Below are 12761 nucleotides of genomic sequence, written 5' to 3'. Positions count from 1 at the left end.
AGTAGTAGGGAAAATTATGACTATTAAAGCAGATGGCCAGAAATGGGCCACAAAGGAGTCACAAATGGTGCGTAATGAAGAATATGCACGTAAAGCCTCCGAAAGTGCACCAGTAACATTTAGTGGTGCCACCGAATTAAAACTTAAGGACTTTTTCTTTAAAGTGCTTTCAGGTTCAGCACAAGGAATTTTGATTGGTGTTTTACCTTCAGCTGTTATGAAGTACATCATTCAGTATTCTGGTTTAGGCACAACTGCTTTTGGTGCTAACCTCAGTGCGATTTTGACGCTCTTTACATCACTTATTCCATTTTTGATTGGTATGGCTGTTGCCTTACAATTTAAAATGAAAAGTTTGGATGTTGGTGTGGTAGCAATTGCTACGGCAGTTGCTTCTGGCTCAATTAAATGGGCCAAAGTATCAGCCGGATTTGTTAACCCAGTCACTGGCATCAAGACGGTCGCACCTAGTAATATCTATATAGCTAATGGTGCCGGGGATGTTATCAATGCGATGATTGTTGCAGCGATTGCCGTATTGGTCACATGGCTTGTGTCTCGATACTTGAAAGGCTTTGGGTCAGTAGCTATCATCTTAAGCCCAATAATTGTTGGTGGTGGGGTTGGCCTAATTGGTAAAACTATTGCACCTTATGTTGGTGCGGTAACCACTTGGATTGGACAATTAGTAGAAACATTTACTAAATTGGCGCCTATACCGATGGCAATGCTCATTGCAATGGCATTTTCAATTATTATTATTACACCAGTGTCTACTGTTGGTATTGCGCTTGCCATCTCATTATCAGGCATCGGCTCAGGTGCTGCAGCGATGGGTGTTGTAGCGACAACAATCGTCTTGCTGATTAACTCTTGGCGCGTCAATAAGCCTGGTGTGACCGTTGCTATTGCACTTGGTGCCATGAAAGGCATGATGCCTTCAGTGTTTGCTAAGCCATTAACGATGCTACCATTCTTATTAACCGCCGCTATATCTGGTATTCCGGTAGCCTTGTTTAATGTTCAAGGAACGCCAACGACAGCAGGGTTTGGGTATATTGGTTTAGTATCGCCAATCCAATCGATGGTTAAAGATGCGGCAGTGCCAGCTAGTGTAATGAATCATTTTATTAACCCCGTAACTGCACTGATTGCTTGGATTATTGTGCCAATCATTGCTGGTTTCATTGCACAATATGTTTTTAGTAAGTTACTAAAGCTATACACACCAATGGACTTCCAACAAGACTTGTAAATTATTTTTAAGACGAGATATGTTAGCGTATCTCGTCTTTTTTGCTTCTTTATGACAGGTATGTGTTAGTTATGTGACGCTGACAATAATTTATTTTTTCAACTCCTAAAATCACTATCAAAGTGCGTTATTTTTCAGCTTTTTTGTTAAACGTTTAATATTTTTTAATGGTAAACAAATAGCGTGATAATGTTTAATATTTATATATTGTATGTTCATTTAGTAACTGGTGTCATGCTTTTGTAACATTGGGATTAGACAATAGAAAGCATGATGTTAAAGAAAATATTACTTACAAGTGCAACAATTACAAGCTGTGGTTTGGGAATTTTTGGAACACCAACACATGCCAATCAAGAACATGTGACCTATACTAAGCCAGATCGTGAAAAGGTTAACGTTATTGGTATTGATGACGCTGTAAAATCATTATCAGATGTCAATAGTATCCAGCTTAGTGCTAGTAAAAGCCATCAGCCAGAGCGTACACAGCAATTGACAGCAGAAGCTAGTGTCAAACAAAATGAAGCGAAGGCTGAACCAGCACCAGCGGTGCAAACACAAACACTGAATCATATTGATATGAATGAACAGCAGGTTGCTGTTGAACCAAAAACCAACGATCAATTGTCAGTCCCATCGTCACAATCTGCAAACGTAGTGGCCACAGCAGCGCCAAAGCCAGTGACTAATACGGGTGACATTCAGTGGCTGATTACACGTGAAAGCCATGGCGATGCACATGCAACAAATGGTGCTTATTATGGTATTGGACAATTGGCAGAATCATATTATGATAAATATGTGCCAGGTCAGAATTACCGTGGAAACTATGATGTGCAATTAGAAGCAATGCAAAAATATATCGCGGAGCGCTATGGTACGGTTGATAATGCAATTTCTCATTGGCAATCAAATAATTGGTATTAAAAAGGTAACAGCGTACTGTTACCTTTTATTTTGTCTGGTGCGACTTGTTATAAATTAACAAGATAGTAGTGTATAATAAGATAGAATAAATAAAATGGATGATGGATTATCGATGCGCTTAGAACATTTTACGCCTACCTACATGGTAGAAAGAATATACGATTTGACAGTTGAAGATTTAAAAGCCCACGGTATTACGACAGTATTGGCTGATTTAGACAACACGTTATTGGCTTGGAATAATCCAGATGGCACCCCTGAATTAAAGCAATGGTTGCAAGATTTACGCGAGGGTGGCATCGAATTGATTGTGGTCTCAAACAATACCACTAAACGTGTTGCTAAAGCCGTCGAGCCACTGGGAGTGAAATTTGTGTCTTGGTCCTTAAAGCCTTTACCACGTGGCATACTTCATGTCTTAAGAACGCATCATTTAAAGCGTGAGTCTGTCATAATGGTAGGTGATCAAATGCTTACAGATGTTTGGGCGGCTCATGGGGCAGGGGTGAGAAGCGTTTTAGTAAAACGTTTAATCGAGTCTGACATGTGGCAGACTTGGATAAACCGTAGCGTTGAAAAAATTGTTAAAAAAATTGTTTTTAAAGCACATCCACACTTGAAATGGGAGAAATCACTTCGTGACAACTGAAATAACAGAAACATATATCCAAGAACAATTATCAGAGGGCATTCGCTGTATCGGCTGTGGTGCTTTGATGCAAGTGACGGATGCAAATAAATCAGGTTATTTACCAATGAGTGCACTTAAGAAGACAATTGATAGTGATGAACTGCTTTGTCAACGTTGTTTCCGCTTAAGACACTACAATGAAATTCAACCAGTAGAGCTGACAAACGATGATTTTGCAACGTTGTTGCATCAGATTTCTGAGACGAAGGCATTGATTGTCTATGTTATTGATGTTTTTGATGTCACAGGTTCTGAAATTTCAGGATTACCACGCTTCGTCGGTCAGGATAATCCAATTTTAGTTGTTGCGAACAAAGTTGACTTACTACCTAAATTATTGAATAAAAACCGTCTAAAAAATTGGTTGCAGGCGGAGCTCAAGGCACAAGGTATTCAGCCGGCTGACATTTTCTTGACCTCAGCAACTAAGCCACAAAATTTAGATGATTTGTTAGACAAGGTAGATACGCTACGACAAGGGCGCGATGTTTATGTTGTTGGTGTAACCAATGTTGGTAAATCAACGTTGATTAACCAAATTATCAAATCTCGGACAGGTGTCACTGATTTAATTACGACGTCTCGTTTCCCAGGAACCACCTTAGATCGTATTGAAATTCCGTTAGCTGATGGTCAATTTTTGATTGACACACCTGGCATTATCAAGCGTGATCAAATTGCTCATGTGTTAGATGATAAGAATCTTAAGTACGCGTTACCTAAGAACGAAATCAAGCCACGTACTTACCAACTAAATCCGGAACAGACAATTTTTATTGGTGGTCTGGCCAGATTTGATTTTGAAGCAGGACAACGTAGTGCAGTAACTGCTTATTTTGAAAATAATTTAAATTTACATCGTACAAAGCTACTAGGCGCGGATGATTTTTATCAAAAACATGTCGGGAACCTATTAGCACCATCGCCAACACAAGTCACCACATCGACGCTTGTTAAACATCAATTCCATACAACAGAAAAAAGTGATATTGTGTTTGCAGGGTTAGGTTGGGTAACTGTGCCCGCGGGTATTGAAGTTTCGGGTTGGGCGCCACAAGGTGTTTCAGTCCTTATTAGAAAGGCAATGATTTAATGTTAGAACTTACAGGAAAACAAAAAAGATTTTTACGTTCACAGGCAAACACACTATCACCTATTTTTTCGATTGGTAAGAATGGCTTAACACAAAAATGGGTCGATGAAATTGTTTTAGCACTAGCAAAACGGGAATTAATAAAAGTTAGCTTACAGCAAGGTGCTGATGAGAGTGTCAAAGACGTAGCAGATTTTATTCAAGCACACTCCAATATTACAGTGGCGCAAACAATTGGTCGTACCTTAGTTTTGTTTTTGCCTGCTGAAGAAGATAAATATAAAAAAATTTCAGTCGCACTAGCTAAGATTTAAGGCGGTAAAATCTATGAATGGGACGTATACGGTTTACCCAAAAATTCAACCCGATACTGTGACCATGCCGACTAAAAAACGTGTTGGTATATTTGGCGGAACATTTAATCCGCCACACATTGGGCAATTGATACTAGCTGAAAGTATTGGCAAACAATTAGGATTAGAAAAAATATTTTGGATGCCTAATGCTGTTCCAGTTGACGGCACACATGCTAGTGCCGTTGAGCCATCATATCGTGCACAGCTGGTTAAAATGGCCATCATGGGTAATCCACTGTTTGATATCGAGCTACGTGAAATTCGACAAGGTGGGAAATCGTATACGTACCAGACAATGCGCGATTTGGTTGAGCAACATCCTGAAAATGAGTATTTTTTTATCCTTGGTGGTGAAAAAGTCAGTAAATTAGCGACTTGGGACTATATTGATGAGTTGACGCGATTGGTGACTTTTGTTGCTGGGGCACGCGGTGGTAATCGGCATGAGTCAGACTATCCTATTGTTTGGCTAGATGTCCCAGATATTGCTATCAGTTCCTCAGACATTCGAACAAAGTTAAGATTAAATCAAAGTATTAATTATTTAGTTCCGGAACGTGAAGCATGCTTTATTCAGGAGTATAATCTGTATAGAGGCATTTATGACTAATTATTTTAATGGTACAATTCAAACACTGGAGACACGCGTTGCAGACAAATTATCTGATTATCGTTTTCAACATAGCGTGCGTGTACGTGATTATGCGGTGAAACTAGCACATGATAATGGTGTTGACGAAGATAAAGCAGAAGTCGCGGCACTGGTACACGACTATGCCAAAGAACTTTCAGATGAAACATTTCTCTCTGTGATTAAAGCAAAACATTTGAACTCTGATTTACTTAATTGGGGCAACTATATTTGGCATGGGGTTGTTGGGGCTGAGATTATTCGAGATGAACTCGGTATTGAAGATGACGAAATTTTAAATGCAGTACGTGAGCATACCACAGGTGGTGCCGAGGAAATGACACCATTATCTCAGGTATTGTTTATGGCTGATTATTTAGAAAAAGGACGTGATTTCCCTGGTGTAGAAACAGCACGTCAGATAACTGATCAATCACTGGCCGCTGGTGTGCGCTACCAGATTGTGCATACTGTGTTACGGTTAGTGAAAAAAGAAACGCCGATTTATCCAAAAAGTATCACGACTTATAATTACTGGTTAAACCGGGGACTATTAAATTAAAGAAAGTTAAGGGATTAATTTTGACAACAGCGTTAGATGTGAATACTGTTTTAGAAACAGCGGTAAAAGCTATTGATGGTAAAAAAGCAAATAATATTGTGGCATTAGACATGCGCAATGTGAGTTTGATGGCAGATTATTTTGTGATTGCAGATGCTGCTTCTAACCGTCAAGTGCAGGCTATCGTGACAGAAGTGAAAGATAAGGTTCAAGCAGCAGGCGGTGAAGTGAAACTAATTGAAGGGTTTCAATCAGCTGACTGGGTTCTGGTCGATTTGGGGGATGTGATTGTGCATGTCTTTTCAACCGAACAACGTGACTTTTACAATTTGGAACGGTTGTGGCATGATGCGCCATATGTTGATTTAACGACATTATTAATAGCAGACTAGTTTGAGACAAGCAGCAGCTTGTCTTTTTTTCTGTTAAAATATAATATATGACTGATGAAAACTTACAACAAAATTATTCGACTTTTGCCGAAAAGTATGATCAATTATTTGATGATAATATGTACGAGGCTTGGTTAGCATTCGTTAAGGTGCATACAACAAAAGGGACGATTTTAGATTTGGGTGGTGGTGCTGGTCGATTGGCCGTACTACTAGCTGAAGATGGCTACGCAGTGGACGTTTTAGATTTATCTGCTGATATGTTGACGTTAGCACAACGGCATGCGCAAGCGGCAAAAGTTGATATCAACTTGTTGCAAGCAGATATGCGTGATTGGTCAGACTGGCCAAAGACTTATGACACAATTATTAGCTTTGCGGACGCATTTAATTATTTGCCTACCCTACATGATTTTAAAGCAGCTCTAGCACAAGCCGCACAGCACTTAAATACTGGCGGGCAATTATTGTTTGACGTCATTACACCGTATCAGGTGAATGAGTTGTATCAAGACTATTATTATAACAATGATGATGATGCAGACAATATTTTCATGTGGACATCATACCCTGGAGATAGCATTAATAGTGTCGATCATGATTTGAAGTTCTTTGTCTATGATGAGGCGATTGATGGTTTCAAAATACTTAGAGAGATTCATCATGAGCAAACGTATGACTTGATTGTTTACCAGCAAGCCCTCGAAGAAGCAGGCTTTAAAGACGTGCAAGTAATGGCTGATTTTGGTAATCATTCAGTCAACGATGAAACATCACGTTGGTTCTTTAAGGCGGTGAAAATATGAAAGCAGTTGGTCTCGTAACAGAATATAATCCGTTTCATAATGGGCATATTTATCATATTCAGCAAGCTAAGGCGGTAACAGGGGCAGATGTGGTTATTGCTGTAATGTCTGGAAACTTTGTGCAACGTGGTGAGCCAGCCTTATTTGACAAATGGACACGTACTCAGGCCGCATTAGCAAATGGTGTTGACTTGGTTATCGAACTACCAACTTTTTATGCGGTACAACCCAGTCATTTATTCGCTGAGGGAGCAATTAAATTATTAACTGCACTTGGCGTTGAAGATGTTGTTTTTGGCAGTGAGCACGCAACGGTTGATTTTTTAAACCTAGCAAAACAAGCACCTAGTGTTCAGGGAGGTAAGGCTTTTCAAGAGAAAAACCAAACGTTTGCGCAAGCCTATGCAACACAATTGGAATCAGAAACAGGCTTTAAATTAGAAGATCCAAATGATATTTTAGCTTTTGGTTATGCTAAAGCGATACTAAATTTGAATTCCCCAATTAAATTACATGCTATTCAGCGCGTCGCCGCAGGCTATCATGACCAAAGTTTCACCGATGATCAAACAATCGCGTCAGCATCATCGATTCGACTCGCACTTCATAAGGGCAAACTAGAAAAAGTGAAGGGCGTGGTGCCTAATCAGACACTAGTTGATATTTCATCTGCTAATCATACTGTTGATTTTGAGTCACAATTCTGGCCGTTATTAAAATATCGTTTGATGACTGATACAATAGGACAATTAGGACAAGTTTACCAAATGGCAGAAGGACTAGAGCATCGGCTAGCTGCAGTTGCGCTTGGTGAACCAGGACCGCAAAGTTATCAAAGCTTTATCAAGGCCGTCAAGTCCAAGCGTTACACGTTTGCTCGTATTCAGCGCACACTACTGTATACATTATTAAATGTTAAAGTAGACCAAATGCAAGCAGCGATGCAGGACCCTTATTTACGTATTTTGGGTTTTACCGACAAGGGGCAAGCTTATCTGAATGGTGCTAAAAAAACAACCACCTTACCACTCATTAGTAAGGTTGATCAGCATTTAGCCAAAGCCAATCTGCGTTTAGATTTTAAGGCAGGAAAACTTTGGCAATTATTAGCTCGTGAACCAGGTCAGCAACAAGATATCGCACGGCAACCCATTCATTTTACACAAGCTCATACAAAGGAAGATAAATGAAATATAATAAAAACCAACTTCAAAAATTTCGGCAAAGTTCGTTGGAATTTGATGAAGTACTTGAACTAGCATCACTAGCCAAAGAAAGATTCCCAAAAACAATTCTGGGGCTAACCCCCCTAAACGTTAAAGGTTTTATTCGCTACTACGATAATGATGATTTATTGTTACATATCCAAGTCACTGGAAAAGTAACAGTGCCATCATCTCGATCGTTGGCACCCGTACTGCGAGATATTGATATGACGTTTGATGAACGGTATATCGAAGATGAAACGCGCTTAACAGAATTTGAAGAAACAGAAGCAGTTTTTGTTTTAGAAAGTGATACACTCGATGTTGATACGGCTATTTTAGATAATATCGTAGCTTCATTACCGCTACAAATTTTAACGGCTGAAGAAAAGGCCTCTGATACTCTACCATCGGGGAATGATTGGCATGTTATTAGCGAAGAAACTTTTGAAAATGAGAAAAAAGCGAAAAAAGAAGCGGAATTAGACCCCAGGCTTGCAAAATTAGATGATTTTTTCAAAGAATGAGAAAATACTTGCAAAAAGGAAAAAATTAATCTAGAATAAGGGGAAGTAAAAGAAATATGGATTCGGCAATGAGCCGATTTAAATGTTGAGGACAAAGAATGAGTAAAGTATTAATTGTTGAAGATGAAGAAAACTTGGCAAAGTTTATCGGTCTTGAACTCAAACACGAGGGTTATGAAGTTGAAACTGTTTTGGACGGGCGTTCTGGGCTTGATTCAGCATTGGAAAATAATTACGATGTCATCTTGCTTGATTTGATGTTGCCTGAACTAAATGGGCTTGAAGTAGCACGTCGCTTGCGTGAATCAAAGAAAACGCCAATTATTATGATGACAGCGCGTGATTCAGTCATTGATCGTGTATCAGGTTTGGATTATGGGGCGGATGACTATTTGGTAAAACCCTTTGCTATTGAAGAATTGCTAGCACGTATTCGCTCATTATTGCGTCGTATTGCAATTGAGACAGAGTCGAGTGATAAGCATCGTGCTATCATTAATTTTAAGGACTTACGTATTGAAAAAGAAAATCGCATTGCACGTCGTGATGATCAAATTATCAATTTGACTAAGCGTGAATATGATTTGTTGCTTACTTTAGTTGAGAATATTAATGTGGTGCAATCACGTGAGCAATTGTTGAAAGAAGTTTGGGGATTTGATTCCGAAGTTGAAACCAACGTTGTTGATGTTTATATTCGATATTTGCGTAATAAGATTGATGATCCAGAAAGTAAGGCCTCATATATTCAGACGGTACGTGGTACTGGATATGTTATGCGTAGCTGATTGATTATAATGACAGAGACTAAAAAAACAACTGAAAAAACCTTACGTCGTTTCACATTGAGTTGGCAATTAGCATTGGGGATGGCGTCTGGTTTTTTTGTTATCTTTATTATTTTTGCTTTTGTATTATCGCAGATTTTAAAACAATACTATGGCCGATTACCTGAGACCCTTTATCAATGGCTTGGTATCACAATTTTATTAGGTGGACTTTTTGTTTTTGGTTTTGCCTTTATGTTAACACGGTATATTCTAAGACCAGTAAAATCGATTAAGACAACAATCGAAGCTTTTGAAGACGATCCGATGACCAACGTCAGAGCCGTTCGTGCAAATGTAAATGATGAGTTTTATGATTTAGTGAATATACTCAATCGCATGATAGATCGTTTACAGAGCTTGATTGGAGCGCAACAACAATTTGTGTCGGATGTTTCTCACGAATTACGCACACCTGTTACCATTGTTAAAGGTCATATGGATCTCCTTAATCGTTGGGGTAAAGATGAGCCGGAAGTCCTAGAGGACTCGATAAAATCTTCCTTGGCTGAAATGCAGCGAATGGAAACATTGATTAACGAGATGTTAAACTTAACACGTGCTGAACAAATTCCGATTGAAAACGTACAAGAAGTGACTGAAGTTGGTGGCTTAGTGCATCGTGTGTTTGACAACTTTAAATTGATTCATCCTGATTTTATTTTCACTTTGGATGACGATTTAACGCAAGATGCTAATGTCAAAGTCCGGCAAGACCATATGGAACAGATTTTGATTATTTTGGCTGATAATGCTGTGAAGTATTCACTTGATCGTAAGGAAATTCATTTTGCACTATCGCAAACGACTAATCGCGTTGAAATTGGGATTCAAGATTTTGGTGAAGGGTTATCAAGTGAGGATGCGGCACGTGTTTTTGACCGCTTTTATCGTGTTGATAAAGCGAGATCTCGTGCTAAGGGAGGTAACGGCTTGGGATTAAGTATCGCACAACGGCTAGTTAAAGCTTACGGTGGGGAGATTACGTTAGAGAGTGCACTCGGCTCAGGATCGGTGTTTACGATTCGGTTACCACTACAGCGAGAGAATAAAAATGATCAAAAGCTATCAAATTAATGTCATAGGACGTGTACAAGGCGTGGGATTTCGTTGGTACACAAAACAGGCCGCTGATAAACATCATATTGTAGGTTGGGTAAAAAACGAATTAGATGGTTCTGTCACAATTGCAGCACAAGGGGATGCTGAAAATATGGCTGTTTTTTTGCATGATATTGCAACGGGCCCAGGTTTTTATAGTCAAGTTGATGGGGTCACTAAAAAACTAATTGCGACTTTTAATGCGAATAACTTTGCTATTAGGTAAGAATTATTGGTATAATGAACTTCTGTAGTAACCAGGAGAAAAATAAACAATATGAAACAAGTAAAGCGCGTTTTGACTGCGGCTTTTGTAATTTTAGATATCATTTTAATTACAGGCGGTTATGATGAACACAGTAAGATGTACCGTTGGATCGGGCATCCATTAGCCGATATTATGACAAATATTGCGCATGTGATTGGTGGTCCCAATGGTATCGGTTGGGCAATTATCATTATCACGGCAATTTTGCGTTTGGTCTTGCTACCATTCTTTTTGAACCAACAGGTTAATACAACCATCAATCAGATTAAGATGCAAACTTTGAAGCCTGAAATTGACAAATTGCAAGCCTTGTCACGTAAAGCAGGAACGACCGCAGAACAACAAAAAGCTAGCATGGCAATGATGTCATTGTACCGAGAAAATGATGTCAGTGTTATTGGTGGTATTTCTTTTCTAACCATGGCAATGCAATTACCGGTATTCTCAGGATTGTATTCAGCGATTTTGCATGCACCTGCATTAAAAGGGGCATCATTCTTGGGATTTAATCTAAGTCACCCACAAATTGTTTTTGCAATTATTGCTGGTTTGGTTTACCTCATTCAAGCATGGTTAGCCATGCAACACATGCCGGAAGAGCAAAAAAAGACGTCGGCGGCAATGATGTTTATTAGTCCGATTATGATTTTTGGCTTTGCCATGATTGCCAGCGGTGCCATTGGTTTGTACTTTGTTGTTGGTGGTTTGTTTGCACTGATTCAAACGCTGATTCAACATTTCCAACGACCAGGTCTTGAAAAACGTGTGGCATTGGAATTTAAGATTAAGAAAACGGCTGATGATTTGATGTCTGAAACTGCTAAACCAGCTGTCAAAAAACAGACGACAGATGATATGACCACTAAGGATAAGCAGTCAAAGCGCAACGGCAAGCCACGTAATGCAGGCAAGCAACAGCGCTAATTAAGTACGTCAAAATCTTGACGTACTTTTGTTAGTTTTACAAAAGGAAAGTAGAAAATAATGGATCGTATTTTATCAAATCAAAATAGTCGTGTAAAAGCATGGGCTAAACTTGCAACAAAAAAGGGTCGCCAAGAAAACAGAACATATCTCTTGGACGGCTGGCATTTAGTTGAAGAGGCTATTAAGGCTAAGGCTAAATTTCATGCAGTTATGGCGACTGAAGCACAAATGGCTGAACATTTAAATGATGTGCCACACGGTGTACCAGCTTTTGAGGTGAGCGAAGAAGTCGCAAAGCATATCGCAGGTACAAATACACCACAAGGTATTTTTGCTGAAATTTCATTGCCAGATAAAACGTTTGATCCTACATATGTACATGATGGCGCTTGGTTATTCTTAGATAATATTCAAGATCCTGGTAATGTAGGAACACTTGTACGTACTGCAGATGCTGCTGGCTTCCGTGGCGTTGTTTTGGGTACTGGTACTGCAGATGCTTATTCGCCAAAAGTGGTGCGGGCAATGCAAGGATCACAATTTCATTTGGAAATTCTAAATGGTGATTTGCATGAGTGGACAGATGCTTTGACGGCTAATGGTCTACCAGTATACGGTTCACAGCTTAATGAAGCAGCAAAATCTTATCGTACGATTCAACCAAGCACGCAATTTGCATTGATTGTAGGTAATGAAGGTCAAGGAATGGCTGAATCTCTTGCTGACAAGACAACTGCTAATCTTTATATACCTATTCAAGGCCAAGCAGAAAGCCTTAACGTTGCCATTGCAGGTGGTATTTTGATGTTTAGCTTAGCGGCAGGAAATTAATTTCATTGCGTAAAAATATTTTTTATGCAAGTCACAATTTTTTTTGCTATAATAAAGAATAAAGATTTAAAGTAGAGGTTATGACTGTGGAACAAGCACTCACTATTGCTCTGATTGTTGTGGGTTTCTTACTCATTGTAACAGTCATGATGCAACCAAGTAAGCAACAAGATGCGTTATCAGCATTATCTGGTGGCGCGGGCGATTTGTTTGCGGAACGCAAGTCTCGAGGTTTTGAGGCTGTTATGCGTCGTGCAACTGCCATTTTAGGCGGACTTTGGTTCGTCATTGGTTTTGTATTGATGTATCTATCTGCACACTAAAATTATAATGGTCAGTTTGCTTTTTTGTAGACTGAC

The 12761-nt window shown here is 39.3% G+C and carries 17 protein-coding genes; all 17 read left to right on the top strand.

Annotated elements, in window-relative coordinates:
- Window positions 1-16: 16 nt before the first annotated feature.
- The gene (locus tag FGL72_RS06460) at window positions 17-1255 is read left to right on the top strand and encodes a PTS sugar transporter subunit IIC (protein ID WP_004900053.1); all 1239 of its coding nucleotides are present in this window, start codon (window positions 17-19) and stop codon (window positions 1253-1255) included.
- Window positions 1256-1525: 270 nt separating this feature from the next.
- Complete coding sequence (locus FGL72_RS06455) at window positions 1526-2185, top strand: aggregation-promoting factor C-terminal-like domain-containing protein (RefSeq protein ID WP_004905150.1); 660 nt, start codon at window positions 1526-1528, stop codon at window positions 2183-2185.
- A gap of 112 nt (window positions 2186-2297) precedes the next feature.
- Window positions 2298-2834, top strand: coding sequence for a YqeG family HAD IIIA-type phosphatase (locus FGL72_RS06450; RefSeq protein WP_036058343.1), 537 nt, complete (start codon window positions 2298-2300; stop codon window positions 2832-2834).
- Complete coding sequence (gene yqeH / locus FGL72_RS06445) at window positions 2824-3969, top strand: ribosome biogenesis GTPase YqeH (protein ID WP_085699717.1); 1146 nt, start codon at window positions 2824-2826, stop codon at window positions 3967-3969. Before FGL72_RS06450 ends, yqeH begins: the two co-directional genes overlap by 11 nt.
- Window positions 3969-4283: a ribosome assembly RNA-binding protein YhbY gene (yhbY, locus tag FGL72_RS06440; protein WP_004905148.1), complete on the top strand. Its 315-nt coding sequence runs from the start codon at window positions 3969-3971 to the stop codon at window positions 4281-4283. The genes yqeH and yhbY overlap by 1 nt, the downstream gene beginning before the upstream one ends.
- 13 nt (window positions 4284-4296) lie before the next feature.
- Window positions 4297-4935 (top strand): nicotinate-nucleotide adenylyltransferase, encoded by a 639-nt coding sequence (locus tag FGL72_RS06435; protein ID WP_004905147.1) that lies wholly within the window; start codon window positions 4297-4299, stop codon window positions 4933-4935.
- Window positions 4928-5518 carry a bis(5'-nucleosyl)-tetraphosphatase (symmetrical) YqeK gene (gene yqeK, locus FGL72_RS06430; RefSeq protein ID WP_146992861.1) on the top strand — a complete coding sequence of 197 codons (591 nt, stop codon included), beginning with the start codon at window positions 4928-4930 and terminating at the stop codon, window positions 5516-5518. Before FGL72_RS06435 ends, yqeK begins: the two co-directional genes overlap by 8 nt.
- Window positions 5519-5538: 20 nt before the next feature.
- The gene (gene rsfS / locus FGL72_RS06425; protein WP_004900035.1) at window positions 5539-5910 is read left to right on the top strand and encodes a ribosome silencing factor; all 372 of its coding nucleotides are present in this window, start codon (window positions 5539-5541) and stop codon (window positions 5908-5910) included.
- A 47-nt stretch (window positions 5911-5957) separates the two neighbouring features.
- Window positions 5958-6716 (top strand): class I SAM-dependent DNA methyltransferase, encoded by a 759-nt coding sequence (locus FGL72_RS06420; RefSeq protein WP_085699715.1) that lies wholly within the window; start codon window positions 5958-5960, stop codon window positions 6714-6716.
- Window positions 6713-7906, top strand: a complete 1194-nt coding sequence (locus FGL72_RS06415; RefSeq protein WP_004905144.1) for a nucleotidyltransferase — start codon at window positions 6713-6715, stop codon at window positions 7904-7906. Before FGL72_RS06420 ends, FGL72_RS06415 begins: the two co-directional genes overlap by 4 nt.
- Entirely contained in the window at window positions 7903-8448 is a 546-nt protein-coding gene (locus tag FGL72_RS06410; protein ID WP_004907344.1) for a DUF177 domain-containing protein, read from the top strand. The genes FGL72_RS06415 and FGL72_RS06410 overlap by 4 nt, the downstream gene beginning before the upstream one ends.
- A 98-nt stretch (window positions 8449-8546) precedes the next feature.
- Window positions 8547-9236 carry a response regulator transcription factor gene (locus FGL72_RS06405; RefSeq protein WP_004900027.1) on the top strand — a complete coding sequence of 230 codons (690 nt, stop codon included), beginning with the start codon at window positions 8547-8549 and terminating at the stop codon, window positions 9234-9236.
- 9 nt (window positions 9237-9245) lie between these two features.
- A complete protein-coding gene (locus FGL72_RS06400) occupies window positions 9246-10352 on the top strand; it encodes a sensor histidine kinase (protein WP_085699713.1) in 1107 nt (368 codons plus the stop codon).
- Window positions 10330-10602, top strand: a complete 273-nt coding sequence (locus FGL72_RS06395) for an acylphosphatase (protein WP_004900024.1) — start codon at window positions 10330-10332, stop codon at window positions 10600-10602. Before FGL72_RS06400 ends, FGL72_RS06395 begins: the two co-directional genes overlap by 23 nt.
- 51 nt (window positions 10603-10653) lie before the next feature.
- Window positions 10654-11568: a membrane protein insertase YidC gene (gene yidC, locus FGL72_RS06390; RefSeq protein ID WP_085699711.1), complete on the top strand. Its 915-nt coding sequence runs from the start codon at window positions 10654-10656 to the stop codon at window positions 11566-11568.
- Between the two features lie 60 nt (window positions 11569-11628).
- A complete protein-coding gene (locus FGL72_RS06385) occupies window positions 11629-12402 on the top strand; it encodes a TrmH family RNA methyltransferase (RefSeq protein WP_004905141.1) in 774 nt (257 codons plus the stop codon).
- A gap of 86 nt (window positions 12403-12488) precedes the next feature.
- Complete coding sequence (secG, locus tag FGL72_RS06380) at window positions 12489-12725, top strand: preprotein translocase subunit SecG (protein WP_277750946.1); 237 nt, start codon at window positions 12489-12491, stop codon at window positions 12723-12725.
- Window positions 12726-12761 lie beyond the last annotated feature (36 nt).

Source organism: Leuconostoc citreum (assembly GCF_007954785.1).
GTDB classification, from domain to species: domain Bacteria; phylum Bacillota; class Bacilli; order Lactobacillales; family Lactobacillaceae; genus Leuconostoc; species Leuconostoc citreum.
The sequence above is the reverse complement of the archived record's forward strand: the minus strand, read 5'-3'. Positions and strand labels throughout refer to the sequence as shown.